The organism is Polaribacter marinaquae (assembly GCF_038019025.1).
GTDB classification, from domain to species: Bacteria; Bacteroidota; Bacteroidia; order Flavobacteriales; family Flavobacteriaceae; genus Polaribacter; species Polaribacter marinaquae.
The window spans coordinates 2693049-2709994 of record NZ_CP150496.1; the positions used below are offsets into that span (position 1 = coordinate 2693049).

General features: G+C 28.8%; 15 protein-coding genes. 13 read left to right on the forward strand and 2 right to left on the reverse strand.

Features of this window, described 5'->3' with window-relative positions; genetic code table 11:
• Nucleotides 1-97 precede the first annotated feature (97 nt).
• The 7 genes from WG950_RS11975 (at nucleotide 98) to WG950_RS12005 (ending at nucleotide 7763) form a co-directional block, all read left to right on the forward strand.
• The gene (locus WG950_RS11975) at nucleotides 98-826 is read left to right on the forward strand and encodes a type III pantothenate kinase (protein WP_340932652.1); all 729 of its coding nucleotides are present in this window, start codon (nucleotides 98-100) and stop codon (nucleotides 824-826) included.
• Nucleotides 823-2121: a hypothetical protein gene (locus WG950_RS11980; protein ID WP_340932654.1), complete on the forward strand. Its 1299-nt coding sequence runs from the start codon at nucleotides 823-825 to the stop codon at nucleotides 2119-2121. The genes WG950_RS11975 and WG950_RS11980 overlap by 4 nt, the downstream gene beginning before the upstream one ends.
• 20 nt (nucleotides 2122-2141) lie before the next feature.
• Complete coding sequence (locus tag WG950_RS11985) at nucleotides 2142-3473, forward strand: tetratricopeptide repeat protein (protein WP_340932655.1); 1332 nt, start codon at nucleotides 2142-2144, stop codon at nucleotides 3471-3473.
• 5 nt (nucleotides 3474-3478) lie between these two features.
• A complete protein-coding gene (lptC, locus tag WG950_RS11990; protein WP_340932656.1) occupies nucleotides 3479-4045 on the forward strand; it encodes an LPS export ABC transporter periplasmic protein LptC in 567 nt (188 codons plus the stop codon).
• 6 nt (nucleotides 4046-4051) lie between these two features.
• The gene (locus WG950_RS11995; RefSeq protein WP_340932657.1) at nucleotides 4052-4252 is read left to right on the forward strand and encodes a hypothetical protein; all 201 of its coding nucleotides are present in this window, start codon (nucleotides 4052-4054) and stop codon (nucleotides 4250-4252) included.
• A gap of 14 nt (nucleotides 4253-4266) precedes the next feature.
• Nucleotides 4267-5529: a hemolysin family protein gene (locus WG950_RS12000; protein WP_340932658.1), complete on the forward strand. Its 1263-nt coding sequence runs from the start codon at nucleotides 4267-4269 to the stop codon at nucleotides 5527-5529.
• A gap of 110 nt (nucleotides 5530-5639) precedes the next feature.
• Complete coding sequence (locus WG950_RS12005) at nucleotides 5640-7763, forward strand: peptidylprolyl isomerase (RefSeq protein WP_340932659.1); 2124 nt, start codon at nucleotides 5640-5642, stop codon at nucleotides 7761-7763.
• Nucleotides 7764-7909: 146 nt separating this feature from the next.
• On the opposite strand, the gene rho is transcribed toward WG950_RS12005, so the two are convergent.
• Nucleotides 7910-9610 carry a transcription termination factor Rho gene (gene rho / locus WG950_RS12010; protein ID WP_340932661.1) on the reverse strand — a complete coding sequence of 567 codons (1701 nt, stop codon included), beginning with the start codon at nucleotides 9608-9610 and terminating at the stop codon, nucleotides 7910-7912.
• A gap of 202 nt (nucleotides 9611-9812) precedes the next feature.
• On the opposite strand from rho, the gene WG950_RS12015 reads away from it, so the two are divergent.
• The 4 genes from WG950_RS12015 to WG950_RS12030 all read left to right on the forward strand — a co-directional run bounded on the left by WG950_RS12015 (nucleotide 9813) and on the right by WG950_RS12030 (nucleotide 13823).
• Nucleotides 9813-10244 (forward strand): DUF4293 domain-containing protein, encoded by a 432-nt coding sequence (locus WG950_RS12015; RefSeq protein ID WP_077810045.1) that lies wholly within the window; start codon nucleotides 9813-9815, stop codon nucleotides 10242-10244.
• A gap of 290 nt (nucleotides 10245-10534) precedes the next feature.
• A complete protein-coding gene (locus WG950_RS12020) occupies nucleotides 10535-11200 on the forward strand; it encodes a response regulator (protein WP_079737235.1) in 666 nt (221 codons plus the stop codon).
• 165 nt (nucleotides 11201-11365) lie between these two features.
• Nucleotides 11366-12061 carry a hypothetical protein gene (locus tag WG950_RS12025; RefSeq protein ID WP_340932663.1) on the forward strand — a complete coding sequence of 232 codons (696 nt, stop codon included), beginning with the start codon at nucleotides 11366-11368 and terminating at the stop codon, nucleotides 12059-12061.
• Nucleotides 12054-13823, forward strand: coding sequence for a tetratricopeptide repeat-containing sensor histidine kinase (locus WG950_RS12030; RefSeq protein WP_340932665.1), 1770 nt, complete (start codon nucleotides 12054-12056; stop codon nucleotides 13821-13823). The genes WG950_RS12025 and WG950_RS12030 overlap by 8 nt, the downstream gene beginning before the upstream one ends.
• 1 nt (nucleotide 13824) lies before the next feature.
• Here WG950_RS12030 and WG950_RS12035 read toward each other — a convergent pair whose 3' ends face one another.
• Nucleotides 13825-14322, reverse strand: a complete 498-nt coding sequence (locus WG950_RS12035) for a metallophosphoesterase family protein (RefSeq protein WP_079737232.1) — start codon at nucleotides 14320-14322, stop codon at nucleotides 13825-13827.
• 97 nt (nucleotides 14323-14419) lie between these two features.
• Here WG950_RS12035 and truA point away from each other — a divergent pair, with 97 nt between their 5' ends.
• Together truA and WG950_RS12045 are read left to right on the forward strand one after the other, a co-directional pair.
• Nucleotides 14420-15145, forward strand: coding sequence for a tRNA pseudouridine(38-40) synthase TruA (gene truA, locus WG950_RS12040; protein ID WP_340932666.1), 726 nt, complete (start codon nucleotides 14420-14422; stop codon nucleotides 15143-15145).
• Nucleotides 15146-15148: 3 nt separating this feature from the next.
• The gene (locus WG950_RS12045) at nucleotides 15149-16915 is read left to right on the forward strand and encodes an ABC transporter ATP-binding protein (protein ID WP_340932667.1); all 1767 of its coding nucleotides are present in this window, start codon (nucleotides 15149-15151) and stop codon (nucleotides 16913-16915) included.
• The last annotated feature ends 31 nt before the right edge of the window (nucleotides 16916-16946 follow it).

Sequence of the window (16946 nt, forward strand, 5' to 3'; positions counted from 1 at the left end):
GCCTTAGCGGATGCAAATATATAATGTTTTTTGATATCTCCTAATCTTTTTTCGAAAAAAAAGTAAAAAAAAATTATTTTTTATCTAAATTTGAATCATGAATCTAACAATTGATGTAGGAAATACAAGGGTTAAGTCTGCTGTTTTTGAGGGAGATAAATTAATAAATCTTTATGTTTTTGATAAAAGAAAAATTATTTCAGAAATTAGAAAAATTTTAAAAGAACATTCAATTTCGCAGGCAATCATTTCAAATGTTGCTTCTATTTCAGAAAAAAAGATGTTGCAGCTTCATAAATTAGTAGATTTAGAAGTGGTTTCATCAGCAACAAAAGTTCCTTTTAAGAATTTGTACAAAACGCCACATACTTTAGGTGTAGATAGAATTGCACTAGTTGCAGGTGCAGTTCAACAATTTCCGAATAAAAATGTTTTAGTAATAGATGCGGGTACATGTATTACTTTTGATTTTGTGAATTCTGAAGCAGAGTATCTGGGTGGAGCAATTTCTTTGGGAATAAAAATGCGTTACAAAGCATTAAACAAGTTTACTGCAAATTTACCTTTATTAGAAACATTAGAATTAGAAAATCTTATTGGTAAAAATACAAAAGAAAGTATAATTTCTGGTGTTTTAAATGGTGTAGTGAAAGAGTTACAAGGAATAATTGATAGCTATGAGCAAAAATTTGCAAATTTAACAATAGTTTTAACGGGAGGAGACACAAATTTCTTGTCAAAACAATTTAAAAGTAGCATATTTGCCAATCAAAATTTTCTCCTACAAGGATTAAATGAAATATTGAAATTTAAGGAACACAAATGATTAGAAAGATTTTAACGGTTTTTTTACTGATAACATCGGCAACATTATTAGCTCAAAGAACTAGTTCTTCTCCATATTCTTTTTTTGGAATTGGTGAGCAGTATACGCCAAGAACAGTTGAAAACGCAACAATGGGAGGAATAGGAGTTTCTTTTAACCATTATAAATATTTAAACTTTACAAATCCCGCAGCAAATGCTTTTCTAAGGCAAACTACTTATGCAATCGGATTTTTAAACAACGATTTAACGGTAAAATCTGCAGATGCTAAGCAAAGCTCTACATCTACAAGTTTAAATTACATTGCTTTAGGTGTGCCTATTGGAAGTAAAGCTGGTTTTTCTGTTGGTTTACAACCAGTATCTTCAGTTGGTTATTCTCTTTCAAATAGCGAATTTGACGCAAATGGTGATATATCTGCAATAACTTTATATTCAGGTGAAGGTGGTGTTAATAGATTATACGGAAGTTTTGGTATTAAATTAACTAAAGAGATTGCCTTAGGTATCGAAGCTGATTATAGCTTTGGAAATATAGAAAATAGTATTACAAACCAAAGAGCAGATGTTAGTTTAGCAACAAAATATAAAGAAACAAGCATTGTTAGAGGTGGTACTGTTACTTTAGGGTCACAATATCAAAAATTCTTGAAAAACGATACTTATTTAAATGCAGGAGCAACTTTTAAGTTAGGTAATGATTTAAAAACGTATGGTAACGAGTATTTATATTCTTTAACACTTTCTGGTGCAGGTATAGATATTCCTAGAGATACACTTTCTAGCAGTTCTACGAATGGTAGATATAAAATGCCTTTAAAATCTATCTTAGGAGTAAGTGTAGGTAAATATGATAAATGGCATGTTGGTGTAGAATATCAAAATCAAGATGCTATACAACCAGAAGGTTTTATCAATAATACAAACAATTCTTTTAAATACGAATCTTCTAACAGAGTATCTTTAGGAGGTTATTACATACCAAAAGTAAATTCTATTTCTAGTTACTGGGATAGAGTTACTTACAGGGCTGGATTAAGATACGAAAACATAGGATTAGCGATTGACGGATCTGGTTCTGGAACAAATTATACCTCAATTAACGACTTTGGCATGTCTTTTGGTTTAGGTTTACCACTGAAACAATTATCTAACGTTAATTTAGGTTTCGAATATGGTAAAAGAGGTACAACCACAAACAACCTAGTTCAAGAGAATTACTTTAATTTTAGACTTAGTTTGTCATTGACAGCTTCCGGAGCTCAAAGTTGGTTCAGAAAAAGAAAGATTGATTAATTTATAAAACAACTATTAAAATGAAGAAAATTACGTTTTTATTAGCTGCAATGTTATTTATAACTACAGTAAAAACAAATGCACAGGTATCAAAAACAGATTGTGAAATTAAATACAATCTTTTTAGCGGAGACTATAAGTCTAAAAAATACGATGATGCTTATACAAATTGGATATTTTTATTAGATAATTGTAAAGATTTATCTGTAAATATCTATAAATTAGGTTCAAACTTAGCAGAAGATGTTAGAAAAGATCCTGTTTTAGCAAAAAGAGTATACGAACAAAGGTTAGAAGTTTTTCCTAACTCTAATCCAGCAAAAGTACATAGTGATTATGCATCTTATTTATACAAAAATAAGTTAGCAGATGATAACACTATATTCTCAATATTAGAAAAAGCATACAAGATTGATCCTACTAAAATGGGAGTTAAAAATTTATATCTTTATTTTCAAGGTGTAACAGATAGAAATAAAGATGCTAACCCTCAATTAGTATTTGATACTTATGATAATGTATTAGAAAATGTAAATATTAAATTAGAGGGATACGCTAAGAAATTAGTTGAATTAAGAAAGGATTCTGTTAATTTAGATAAAAGAGGTTTAGGAAGATTAAGAGCGTACAAAATAAATTCTAAGGCTTTAGGTACTGTTGAAGGTGGATTGGATAATATTATTTCTGAAATAGCTACTTGTGAACGTTTAATCCCTTTATATCAAAGAGATTTTGAAGCAAATAAAACAGATGCAGTTTGGTTAAAAAGAGCGGTTTCTAGAATGTTTAATAAAGGATGCCAAACTGATCCACTATTCGAAAAGTTAGTTAGAGCTTACGCAGAAGCATCTCCTTCACCAGAAGCATATTCTTTCTTAGCTAACGTTTTAGAAGATAATGGCGATTCTGCAGGAGCAAATGATATGAGAGAAAAATCTTTTAGCTTAGAAACAGATCCATTAAAGAAAGCAAAGTATAAATTAAAGTTTGCACAAGCAGCAAGAGATAGAGGTCAATTAAGTAAAGCTAGAAGTTTAGCTAGAGAGGCAATTAAATTTAATCCTAACTTTGGTAGAGCATATTTATTTATCGCAACTTTATACCAATCTAGTGTAAATAATTGTGGAGAAAACTTATTCGAAAAAAGAATGGTTTATGTAGCAGCATTAAATATGGCTAGAAAAGCATCTTCTGTAGATCCAAGTATATCTTCTAGAGCTAGAAAGTATATCAGCATTTATAGACAAAATGTACCAAGTCAAAAAGATATTTTTAACGCAACTGCAACTCCAGGAGGAAAGTTTACAATTAAATGTTGGATTGGAGAAACTGTAAGAATACCTAATAAATAGTTTTTTTGAAAAACTACATACAAATATTATTTAAAAGCATTACTGTAATTTGTTTTACAGTAATGCTTTTTTCATGCTCTAATTCTACAGAAGAAGTTCGTATTTTTTTAGAAGAAAAAAACTTGCCAATTGGTAAGGCAAAAGATGCTTTTCATGTTTACAAAGACTCTGGTAGAATAACATCTAAATTAATTACGCCTTTATTGTTAGATTTTAGCAATCGTCAAAATCATCCTTATAATGAGTTTCCTAAAGGGATAAAAATTATTAACTTTGAAAACAAAGGAAAAGATTCTGTTACAATTATAGGTGATTATGCATTATCTTACGCTAAAACAGAAGTTTCGGAAATTAAAGGAAATGTTGTTGTGTTAAATCATACAGAACAATCTAGATTAGAAACAGAACAATTATTTTGGGATCAGAAAACAGGTTATTTTGTTTCAGAAAAGCCTTTTACAATGTTTAAAGAAAAAGATACCATTACAGGTGTTGGTTTCGAGTGTAAAGAAGATTTAAGTAAATATATAGCCAAAACAACTATCGGTAAAATCGATACTAAAGAAGAATAATATATTATGAATAAGCTTTGGAAATTTTTTCAGTACGGATATTTAATAGTTGCATTTATTTGCTTAGTAGAAGGTATTGTAAGATGGAACTCTGAAAGAAGTAGATCTTATTTGTTTTTAGGTTTTGCATTAATGATTACCTTAGTATTCTTTTTTAAGAGACATTTTAGAAAAAAAGTACAAAAACGAAACAATCAAAATAAATAGTTTTAGATTTCTTAATGGAAGTAGAACTCATCATTATATTATTGTCAATTATACTTTCCGCATTTTTTTCGGGAATGGAAATTGCATTCGTTTCTGCAAATAAACTTCACATAGAATTAGAGAAAAAAAGAGAAGGCTTTATTCCTCAAATTCTAAACAAAATCACTCAAAAATCTTCTAAATTTATTACCACAATGTTGGTTGGTAATAATATATCCTTAGTAATTTATAGTTACTATATGGGTAGGTTTTTAGTAAGAATTCTGCCGCTAGATGGCTATAATGATTTTTCTATTTTACTTATTCAAACCATAATTTCTACAATTATTATTTTAATAACTGCAGAGTTTTTACCAAAAGCAATCTTTAGAATTTATGCAAATGAGGTTCTTAAAATTTTTGCTTTACCTGCCTATTTTTTCTATGTATTGTTTCATTTTTTCTCTGAGTTTATAACCTTAATTTCAGATTTTTTTCTGAAAGTATTTTTCAAAACAGATGCAGATGAACAGCAAGTTGAATTTAGTAAAGAGGAATTAGGAAATTATATTACAGAACAACTAGAAACTGGTACTGATGAAGAATTAGACTCTGAAATACAAATTTTTCAAAACGCTTTAGAGTTTCACAATGTAAAGGCAAGAGAAGTTATGGTTCCTAGAACCGAGATTATAGCTGTAGAAATTCACGAAAAAGTATCAGTATTAAAAAAGATTTTTATCGAGACCGGTTTGTCTAAAGTGCTGGTTTATAAAACATCTATGGATGATGTGATTGGTTATGTAAATGCTTTTGAATTATTTAAAAAACCAAGAACTATAAAATCTATTTTACTACCTGTAGAAATTGTACCAGAATCTATGATGATTAATGATATTTTAAATATCTTAATGAAAAAGAGAAAAAGTATAGCAGTAGTTGTAGATGAATACGGTGGTACTTCTGGAATGATTACTGTAGAAGATATCGTCGAAGAATTGTTTGGCGAAATTGAAGATGAACACGATTCTCAAGTGTTTCTAGAAGAAAAAATAAACGATTCAACATTTAATTTTTCTGCAAGATTAGAAGTAGATTATTTAAATGAAGAATACGATTTAAGCATTCCGAAGTCTGAAGCTTACGAAACTCTAGGTGGTTTTATTATCGAACATACAGAAAGTATACCAGAAGAGAATGAAGTAGTTGATATAGAAGGTTTCGAGATAAGAATTTTAAATATAAGTGGCGCAAAAATAGACGACGTTTGCTTAAAAATTATCGATACAGAAGATTAGTTATTATTACTTACCGCATTACTTGCTATTTACTGTTTATTTAGTTTAAAATGGGTTGCAATATTAAAACCCAAATCGTATATTCGCCCACTGAAAATAAATAAAAACGTATGGCAATTTTATCAAAAATTAGAGAACGCTCAATGTTCTTGATTATCATAATTGGTTTAGCACTTTTTGCTTTTGTATTAGATCCTTCTACTTTAGGAGATTTTTTTAATTCAAGTAAAGTGAATGAAGTAGGAGAAGTGAACGGAGAAGCTATTTCTACACAAGAATTTGCAAAAGAATTAGAGCAATACAAACAACAAACAGGTGGTAGAGTTTCTGAAATGCAAGCTGCAAAAAATGTTTGGGATAACATTGTAAGAAAAAAAATATATAAAAATCAGTTAAACGAAGCTGGTATTACTGTTGGAGAGCAAGATGTTTGGAACGAAGTAATCAATTCTCCGTCAGTTCAAAATAATCCGCAGTTTTTAAACGAGGCTGGTTTGTTTGATGAAGGAAAGTTTAAAACATTCTTAGCAGATACAAAAGCAAACAACGAGCAAATGTGGGCAGCTTGGTCTGGTTATATGAACCAAGTTAAAAATAATGCAGAAACAAATACTTATAATAAGTTAGTTACTGCTGGTTTAGGTGCTTCATTAAAAGAAGGTGAAACAGAATATTTAATCGAAAATACAAAGTTAAGTGGTAAGTTTGTGTACATACCTTACAGCAGTATTTCTGATAGTTTGGTTAAAATTAAAAAATCTGAAATTGCATCTTACATTAAAGATAATAAAAGTCAGTTTAAGGTAGAAGCAGCTAGAGATCTTTCTTATGTAAAATTCAATATTCTTGCTACACCAGAAGATGAAGCTGTAATTAAGCAGAATGTTGCAAGTTTAATTGAAGATTCTTTAGATAGAAACAACGATAAAAGATTAGGTTTAAAAAATGCTACTGAATACAAAGAGTTTTTAGAAGAAAATAATTCTGATATTAATTTAGATTTAGGTTATAAATTCAATGCGTCAGTTAATCAAACAGTAGCCAAAGATATTTTTGCAGGTAAAGAAGGTGATGTTTTTGGTCCTTATAAAGATCAAGGATATTTCAAAATATCTAAAATTACAGAAGTTACTAAAATGCCAGATTCTGTAAAAGCTAGTCATATTTTAATACCTTTTGTTGGTTCTCAAGCAGCGCCACAAGATGTTACAAGAACTAAAGAAGAAGCAAAAATACTTGCAGATAGTTTATTAACTGTTGTTAAAAGAAGAAAAAGTAAGTTTGCCGATTTAGCAAAAGAATTTTCTTCGGATAAAGTTTCTGGAGAAAAAGGCGGAGACTTAGATTGGTTTAATTACAATAGAATGACACCAGCTTTTAGAGATTTTAGTTTTACAAACAAAAAAGGATCTTTAGGTGTAGTAGAAACTCCTTTTGGTTACCATGTTGTAAGTGTAGATGATACAAAAAACAATCAAACAGTTTTAAAATTAGCAACATATGGTAAACAAATAGTGCCATCAGAAGCTACAGAAAATGCTGTTTTTCAAGAAGCAGAACAGTTTGCTTTAGCAATTTCTAAGACAGATGATTATGCTACTTTAGCTAAAGATAAAAATTATAGCTTAAGATCTGCAGTAGGTTTACAAGTGTTAGATGAAAATGTTCCTGGTTTAGGAAACCAAAGACAAATTGTTTCTTGGGCATTTAGCGGAGATTCTGAAGTTGGTAGCTTTAAGCGTTTTGATTTAGAAGGTAGTTATGTAGTTGCTGTAGTAACAGCAGAAACCGAAAAAGGTTTAATGCCAGTTGAAAAAGCAATTAACAGAGTAAGACCAATTTTAACTAATAAAAAGAAAGCGGCTTTAATTTCAGAAAAATTAAACGGAAGTTCTTTAGAAGAAATAGCAAAAGCAAATAATACAACTGTAAGAACAGCTACAAATGTAGATCTTAAAAATTCTTCACTTTCTGGTGTAGGAGTAGAGCCTAAGGTAGTTGGTGCAATGTATGGTGCTAAAGAAAACCAATTATACAAAGGTATAGAAGGTAATAGAGGTGTATTTTCTTTTGAATTAAATAAAAGGGAATTACCAACGGCTTTACCAAATTATGAAGCTAATAGAAAAAAGATTGCTGAATCTAGAAAGAGATTAACTTTTAAGATTTACGAAGCAATTAAAAAAGCTAGCGATATAGAAGATAATAGAGCTAACATGTATGTTTCTAATTAAGAGGAAGTATACTTAGATAATATTAAAAACCGTTCAATTAGCTTTGAACGGTTTTTTTATGCTTACTAAATAATAATTTTAAGTACAAAAAAACACCCTTCTAAAAGTTAAGAAGGGTGTTTTAATTTATTTATAAGTTTTAATTCTTATCCGTTCATAGATATTAAGAATTCTTCATTATTTTTAGAGAACTTAATTCTGTCATTTATAAATTCCATTGCTTCAATAGGATTCATGTCTGCTAAGTATTTTCTTAACACCCACATTCTTTGAACCGTTTGCGCATCTAATAATAAATCGTCTCTTCTTGTAGAAGATTTAATTAAGTCGATTGCAGGATAAATTCTTCTATTAGAAATATTTCTATCTAATTGAAGTTCCATGTTACCAGTTCCTTTAAACTCTTCGAAGATTACTTCATCCATTTTAGAACCTGTTTCTGTAAGAGCAGTAGCAATAATAGTTAAAGAACCACCATTTTCTATGTTTCTAGCAGCACCAAAGAATCTTTTTGGCTTGTGCAATGCATTTGCATCAATACCACCAGAAAGTATTTTTCCAGAGGCAGGAGCAACCGTATTGTAAGCTCTAGCCAAACGGGTAATGGAATCTAAAAGAATTACAACATCGTGTCCACATTCTACCAATCGTTTAGCTTTTTCTAAAACAATATTGGCAACTTTAACGTGTTTGTCTGCTGGTTCATCAAAAGTTGAAGCAACAACTTCGCCACGAACATTACGTTTCATGTCCGTAACTTCTTCCGGACGCTCATCAATCAGTAAAACAATTTGATATACTTCTGGATGATTAGCTGCAATTGCATTGGCAACATCCTTTAAAAGCATCGTTTTACCTGTTTTTGGTTGTGCTACAATCATACCTCGTTGTCCTTTTCCTATCGGAGAAAATAAATCGATAATTCTTGTAGATAAAGAGCTTCCTTTTTCTGCTAAATTGAATTTTTCTTGAGGAAATAAAGGCGTTAAATGTTCAAAAGAAACACGGTCTCTAACAATATTAGGATTTAATCCATTTATTTTAGAAACTCTAATTAAAGGAAAATATTTTTCACCCTCTTTTGGTGGTCTAACATTTCCTCTTACTGTGTCACCAGTTTTTAAACCAAATAATTTAATTTGAGATTGAGAAACATAAATATCATCAGGAGACGATAGGTAATTATAGTCAGAAGATCTTAAGAAACCATAACCATCAGGCATCATTTCTAAAACTCCTTCACTTTCTATTATTCCGTCGAATTCAAAATCAGGATCTCTGTATCTATTGTTCGACTTATTACCGTTATTTCTATTAGAGTTTTTATCTCTATTGTTATTTTTTTGCTTATTGTTTGGTTGATTGTTGTTTCTATTATGCTGCGGTTTATTTGGTTGATTCACAGTTTTGGTTTCTGTTTTATCTTCCTTTTTGCTTACAACATTTTTCTTAGGAGCAACATTTTCTTTAGCAGTATCTTCTACCTTAACTTCTTTTTTAGCTACTGGCTTTTTCTGAGGTCTAGGATTTGGTTTAGCTCTTTCTTTTGTTACTGCTTCCGTATTTTTTTCATCCGTTTTAGCAGTGCTTTCTTCGGTATTAACTTTTTCAGAAGCAACAGCTTTTTTAGTTACACGTTTTCTTTTAGGTTTTTCTGTTTTTTCTACATTTTCCTTTTTAGGTGAAACGGCAGCCTTTGCTTTAGAAGGATTGGCTGCTTGTGTATCTAAAATTTGATAAACTAGGTCTAATTTTTTTAACTGACTAGTTTTTGTTAAACCAATAGATTTGGCAACATTTTGTAATTCAGCAAGAGTTTTTGCTTTTAGTTCTGAGATTTCGAACATTCTAAAATTGTTAAGTTAAATTTTTTTGGATCTTAAATTTGTATTGTAAGATGTGTGTTTTTTTTGAATGGAGCTAAAAGTATAGTTCTACTTTTTAGCCTTGTTGTGCGGTTACTATGTAACAAATATATGCTTTTTTTTTTAGTTTTAGGTTTTCTTTATTAAAAAAGAATGTATACTTTTGTTGCAATAGAAATAACAAATGATACAAAGAATACAAAGTGTATATTTATTTTTAGCTTCAATAATTTCTGGAGTATTAATTTTTGTTTTTAATTTGTGGAAATCTATAAAAAAAGATATCTTCGCTATGGATTTATTAAATAGTGAATCTTTTCTTTTAAAGGTTATCCCTGTTTTATTTCTAGTATCGGCTATATTGTCTTTTGTAGCTATTTTTATATTTAAAAATAGAAAATTACAATTTGTAATTGGCCGTGTAACAATTTTGATAAACCTTATTTTATTAGGATTATTGATTTATGTATCTCTAACTTTACCTGGAGAAGCTTCTGTTTCAGAGAAAGGTATTGGGATGTTTATACCAGTTTTAGCTATTTTGCTTGTTGTTTTGGCAAATAAAGCTATAAAGAAGGATGAAGATCTTGTAAAATCTGTAGATAGATTGCGATAAAACTAACATCTTAGTATATTTAGTGCGAAAAAAAACCGAGATTTATTCTCGGTTTTTTTATAACCTAATCTAAAATACGTTTTTTTAAATAAATCATTCATTTTTTTAATTTTAAAAAGTTAACTTTCTAACCAATTTTATAGTTTTTTAAACATCTCTTTTATAGTTGTTTAACTTGTTTGTATCCCTGAATTCAGGGACATGTATCCCTGAATTCAGGGATAGTTAAAATTCACTGTTTTCAGGGATTGTCTACAAACTATTTCTAATTTAAATTTGTAGCATAAATAATGAAAGATAAAATATACGTTCACGTAGCAGATGATCATAAGATTTTAATAGAAGGAATCATCGCTGTTATAAATACAGATAAAGATATCGAAATTCGAGATTATTCTTTAACTGGTCAAGAAGTAATAGATTGGTTTAGTAAAAAAGAGAATAATGCCGATGTTTTAATATTAGATATTACGATGCCTGTTTTAGATGGTTTTGATGTTTTAAAATATTTTAAAGAAAACAAATTAGACCAAAAGGTAATTGTACTTTCTAGTTACGATGATGTTAAAATTGTACAAGAAGTATTAAATCTAGGCGCAAGAGGTTATATCTCTAAAAATAATGCAGGAGAGCATATTGTAAAAGCAATTAAAGCAGTAGCAAATGACGAGCAATATTTTAGTAATGATATACAAGAAGAGCTTTTAAAGTCTTTTTCTGGGCAAAAAACTAGAAAAGGAGATATGCCAGAAGACTTTTTATTTGAGTCTTTAACAGAAAGAGAAATAAGTGTGTTAAAATTAGTTACAAAAGAACTAAGTACCAGTGAAATTGCAGATAAAATGCATATTAGTCATCACACAGTAGAGTCATATAGAAAAAAATTATTAAAAAAATTAAATGTAAAAAATTCAGTAGGATTAGCAATGTATGCTGTTAAATATAAGTTAGTATAGCCTATACTTTATTAAGTTTAAAACCGCCCCTAAAACTTAAACTTAAGTTGCATTCCCCCAAAAACATAAGCACTAATTTATTTGTGTACATTGTTGTCCTTACAATATTACCTATCCCCAAATTACCCAACTTAACTTAAAACAAACCTCAAGAATTCCATTATTATGAAAATTACAAAATTAGCATCATTAGTTGTTGTAGCGGTATTAACATTATCAGCATGTTCTTCGAACGAGAGCATTTTACCTGTAGAAGAAAGTGAAAATGCACTTAAATCTTATAAGATAAAAAGAGACGCTACTGGTGCTTATTCTATTGATTTAGATGTTGATGATAATGTAAAAACACAAGCATTTAAAAACGAAGAAACAAATAAAAATGAGTTTCATTTTTATGAATCTGATAACCAGTCAAGTAAAAAACAATCTAAAGAATTATTAATAGACGATCAAGAATTAAGTATTGGTTTTATAGATACTAGATCTAATAAAACGTCTAATATTAGTATTATTGATGATAATATTGAAATGGCTAAAAAAAATCTAGATGATACATTTTTATCAGAATATAGCATTACAAGTAATGAAGACGGAACTTATGATTTAGATTTTACGGTAAAAAATCAAACTACTGTAGATTTTGTATACAATCAAGAGGCAAATATCTATGAAATTCACTTAGAAAAAGGTAAGTCTTCTGAAAGAGATTTCTCAAGAAATTTCACTAAATTAGAGGGTGAAGTTTTAAGGATTGATTTTGTAAATCATTTTTTAAATCTAACTAATTTAAAAAGTAATAATTTAGCTAGAGCAACTTCAGAAAAGAAGCCACGTATGATAATTCAAAATTTTAATGAATAGATTAATTGTAGCTATTATTATACTATTTATTAGTGTAGAAGTATTATGTAATAATAAAACAACTGAAGAAGCTAAATTTGATTTAGCTTCTTCAGTTGTTTTAAATCAGAAAGATTCTACAATAATTAATAAATATGATGAAATTAAACGACTTTATGATAAAGGTGACTTTGTCAACTCCTTAAATAATTCTTATTCTTTACTAGATTTAATAGAAATAAAAAAGGATTTAAAATATGCAATTTTAACTAATCAATTGATTGGTGATATCTTTACTAAAACGAACAAAAACATAAAAGCTCTAGAGTATTACAAAAGAACATATGAACTATACGATGGCAGTACTGAATTTAATGAAGAGATAAATTTTTTAAAGAATGAGAAATCTGATTTGCTTTTTAAAATTGCAGGTACATTTCAAAAGTTAGAGCAGATAGATAGTGCAAAAACATATTATGAAAAAAATATAAATTTAGATTTAAAAAGTAATAATTTTTCTATCACAAAAGCAAAAAGTTATAGTAACTTATCTGCAATTTATGTAAATGAAGGTAGATTTGATATTGCAAAAAAATATTTAGATCAAGCATTTGAAATTCATAGGATTTTGAATAACAAAACTGCACAAGCTGCATCTCTAAATAATTATGGTAGTATTTTACTCTATGAAGGGGATTATTTAAGGGCTAAGGAGAAATATAATAAGGGTATAGAATTATTAGAAAATATTCAGTCGAATAATGCAATTAGGTATAAAGAAGACTTATATTATAATATGGCTTATGTATTATACAAATTAAAGGATTATAAAGCATATGATTTTCAGGAGCGTTCTTATGAAATTAAAGACAGTTTGAGAGATAAAGAAGTTATAGTTATGATAGAAGAATTAGATGCTAAATATAATTTTGATACTGCCAAAAAATTATTTTTAAAAGAAGAAGAAAACAAAAGGTTAAAAGATCAAAGAACATTTTGGATTTTTGGAATTGGGAGTTTTATTGTAATGATTTCTTTAGTGTATTTTTTAAATCTATATAAATTAAAGCAGAAAAACTTAAGGCTTAAATTATCTCAAACACAATTAATTCAGAATCAAAATATAGAAAAATTAAAATCTGAATCTCAAGCAAGAATATTAAACGCAACCATAGATGGTAAAGAAACAGAACGTAAAGAAATAGCAGAAACTTTACATGATAGTGTAAGTGCTTTACTTTCATCTGCTAACTTGCATTTAATGGCGACCAAACCATTGTTTAAAGGAGATATTCCTTTAGAAATAGACAAAACACAAAATATTATTGCAGAAGCATCTCAAAAAATTAGAGATTTATCGCATACATTGGTTTCATCGGTTTTATTAAAGTTTGGATTAAACTTTGCTATTAAAGATATCGCTACAAAATACTCTAATTCTGTTTTGCAAATTGATACAGATATTTCGGGTTTACGAAGATATCATCAAGATTTTGAAATTAAAATTTATAATATTATTCAAGAATTTGTAAATAATATTTTAAAGCACAGTAAAGCGAGTTATACTTTAATTACCCTTTACGAGAAAGACAAAAATCTATGTTTTCAAATTACAGACGATGGAGTTGGCTTCGATAAAAATAAGGTAACAAATAAAGATGGTTTAGGTTTAAATCAAATAGAAGCTAGAATTCGAATGATGAACGGAAAATTTTTAATCGAATCTACAATAGGCGAAGGAACTACAATTTCTGTTGAATTACCGGTTATAGAAAAAAGTTAAATTATCCTCTAGAACCTAATTCTATTATTTCTAGGTTTTTAATTTCTCCACTGTCTAGGCTAAATCTTAGCATTGTTCTAATTTTATGAAAACCATGTTTGCCAGCAGCACCAGGATTTAAATGAAGCAAATTTAATTTTTTATCAAACTGTACTTTTAAAATATGAGAATGTCCAGAAATAAAAATTTTTGGAGGATTTAGTTGAATTTCGTCTTTTATTCTTTTGTAATATTTATTAGGATAACCACCAATATGTGTCATCCAAACTGTTACATTTTCTAATTCAAATTTATTATCTAAAGGAAATTCTGCTCTTGCATCTTTATCATCAATATTGCCATAAACAGCCCTTAAAGGTTTTAGTTTTTTTATAGTATCGGTAACATTTAAGTCGCCAATATCACCAACATGCCAAACTTCATCTACCTGTTTTACAAACTTTAAAATTTGAGCATCTATAAAGCTATGTGTATCCGATAAAAGTAGAATTTTCTTCATATAAATTAGTAAGAAAAGTTTAACTTCTCTTCGGTTATCAAAAATACTAATAACAAAATAAATTCCGTAATTTTACAGTCTACAAAAAACTATTTTCTTGAGATATTTTATAGAACTTGCTTACAACGGAAAGAATTATCATGGTTGGCAAATACAGCCAGATGTTGTGTCTGTACAAGAAAAAATAAATCATGCCATTAGCACTGTTTTACAATTGCAAATAGAAGTTGTAGGTGCAGGAAGAACAGATACTGGTGTACATGCTTCACAAATGTTTGCACATTTCGATTTAGAAAAAGAAATTAAAGGCGATATTGTACATAAGTTAAATTCTATTTTACCAAACGATATTACAATTTATCGTGTGTTTTTAGTAGAAGAAGAGCATCATGCAAGATTTAATGCAGAAAGTAGAAGTTACGAGTATAAGATTTGGTTGGGTAGAAATCCTTTTTTATTAGATTTTTCGTGGCAAATACATTCGCAACAGTTAAATGTTTCTAAAATGAATAAGGCCGCGAGTTTGTTATTAGAATATGAAGATTTTCAGACTTTTTCTAAGGTAAAAACAGATGTGTATACTTTTAATTGTAATGTTACAGAAGCCGTTTGGAAACAAGAAGGGGATTTATTAGTGTTTCATATTTCTGCCAATAGGTTTCTTAGAAATATGGTTAGAGCAATAGTTGGTACATTAGTAGATGTAGGTTTAGAAAAAATTACAGTAGATAATTTTAGAGAAATTATAGAGAGTAAAAATAGAGGAAACGCAGGGTTATCTGTGCCTGCAAAAGGATTATTTTTAACTAAAATAAAATATTAAATTTTGGCAAATAAAACAGGAAATGCTTTTGATATGGATATCTTTTTAAGGCTAATGAGCTTTGCAAAAAGATACAAACGTAATTTTATTATAGCGTCTACCTCTACAATTCTTTTAGCAGGTGTTGCCTTACTAACGCCTATTATTTTAAAGAAAACTGTAGATGTTTATATTACAAATAAAGATACCGAAGGTTTAATAAACAGTATTTTATTAATGTTGGGTGTTTTAATGATAGAAGTTGTTTTACGATTTACGTTTATCTATTACGCAAATTGGGTTGGTCAGCATATAATTAGAGATATTCGAGCAAAGATTTTTAGACATATTTTACAATTTAGAATGTCTTATTTTGATAAGAATTCTGTTGGTAAGCTTGTAACAAGAGTGGTGTCTGATATAGAAACCATTGCGGCATTTTTTAGTAGCGGAGTTTTTACTATTGTAAGTGATGTTTTACAAATGTTTGCTGTAATTGTTGTAATGTTTATAATAAACTGGAAACTAGCATTTATAGCAATTGCGGTTTTACCGATTTTGGTGTATGCTACAAAAGTTTTTCAGAAAGCTATTAAGGCAACTTTTCAAGAAGTTAGAAATCAGGTTTCAAATTTAAACGGATTTGTGCAAGAGAGAGTAACAGGTATGAAAATTGTACAGTTATTTAATAGAGAAAATATAGAATACAACAACTTTAAAGAGATAAACAACAAACACAAAGATGCTTATATAAAGACAATTTGGTATTTTTCTATCTTTTTTCCGATAGCAGAAATTTTATCATCAATAGGTATTGGTTTAATTGTTTGGTTTGGAAGTAAGCAAGTAATAGATGGTGTAGTTCCTGGTCCTGGTACAGTGATGGCTTTTGTACAGATGGCACAAATGTTATTTAGACCATTAAGACAAATTGCAGATAAATTTAATCAATTGCAAATGGGAATTGTATCTGGTGAGAGGGTTTTTAAAATTATAGATACAGAAAGTACAATTTCTAAAAACGGAACAATTGAAGCGAAAAACTTAAAAGGTACTATTAATTTTGAAAATGTGAAATTTAGTTATGTTACTGGTGAGGAAGTCTTAAAAGGTATCGATTTAAAAGTTAAAAACGGACAAACAATTGCAATTGTTGGTGCAACTGGTGCAGGAAAATCGACCATTATTAATTTGTTAAATCGTTTTTATGAGATTGATAGCGGTGTAATTAAAATTGATGATATTTCTATTGATGAATATAAATTGCAAAGTTTAAGAGATCAGGTCGCAGTAGTTTTACAAGATGTTTTTTTATTTTCAGATTCTATTTTAAATAATATTACCTTAAAAGATGACACTATTTCTAAAGAAGAAGTAGAAAAAGCAGCAAAACAAATTGGTATTCATGATTTTATTATGACATTACCTGGTGGTTATAATTACAATGTAAAAGAAAGAGGAGCAATGCTTTCTTCTGGTCAAAGACAATTAATAGCTTTTTTAAGAGCTTACGTAAGCAAACCTAGTATTTTAATTTTAGATGAAGCTACATCTTCTGTAGATGCACATGCAGAACAAATGATTCAGTTTGCAACAGAAACAATTACAAAAGATAGAACTTCTATAGTAATTGCTCATAGATTAGCAACAATTAAACAAGCTGATAAAATAATTGTTATGGATAAAGGTTTAATTGTAGAAGAAGGAACCCATAACGAATTGTTAGAAAAAGAAGAGGGTTACTATAAAAATTTATACGATAAGCAATTTAGTTTAGATGTTGCTTCTTAAATACTTAAGATAAATTGATATTTTTCTTTTT

Excerpts from the sequence above, each read along its gene's own strand:
- WG950_RS12035 (WP_079737232.1), bottom strand. The coding sequence starts at position 14,322 with ATGAAGAAAATTCTACTTTTATCGGATACACATAGCTTTATAGATGCT.
- WG950_RS11985 (WP_340932655.1), top strand. The coding sequence starts at position 2,142 with ATGAAGAAAATTACGTTTTTATTAGCTGCAATGTTATTTATAACTACA.
- WG950_RS12000 (WP_340932658.1), top strand. The coding sequence starts at position 4,267 with ATGGAAGTAGAACTCATCATTATATTATTGTCAATTATACTTTCCGCA.
- WG950_RS12005 (WP_340932659.1), top strand. The coding sequence starts at position 5,640 with ATGGCAATTTTATCAAAAATTAGAGAACGCTCAATGTTCTTGATTATC.
- WG950_RS11995 (WP_340932657.1), top strand. The coding sequence starts at position 4,052 with ATGAATAAGCTTTGGAAATTTTTTCAGTACGGATATTTAATAGTTGCA.
- WG950_RS12025 (WP_340932663.1), top strand. The coding sequence starts at position 11,366 with ATGAAAATTACAAAATTAGCATCATTAGTTGTTGTAGCGGTATTAACA.
- WG950_RS11980 (WP_340932654.1), top strand. The coding sequence starts at position 823 with ATGATTAGAAAGATTTTAACGGTTTTTTTACTGATAACATCGGCAACA.
- WG950_RS12030 (WP_340932665.1), top strand. The coding sequence starts at position 12,054 with ATGAATAGATTAATTGTAGCTATTATTATACTATTTATTAGTGTAGAA.
- WG950_RS12020 (WP_079737235.1), top strand. The coding sequence starts at position 10,535 with ATGAAAGATAAAATATACGTTCACGTAGCAGATGATCATAAGATTTTA.
- WG950_RS11975 (WP_340932652.1), top strand. The coding sequence starts at position 98 with ATGAATCTAACAATTGATGTAGGAAATACAAGGGTTAAGTCTGCTGTT.
- rho (WP_340932661.1), bottom strand. The coding sequence starts at position 9,610 with ATGTTCGAAATCTCAGAACTAAAAGCAAAAACTCTTGCTGAATTACAA.
- WG950_RS12015 (WP_077810045.1), top strand. The coding sequence starts at position 9,813 with ATGATACAAAGAATACAAAGTGTATATTTATTTTTAGCTTCAATAATT.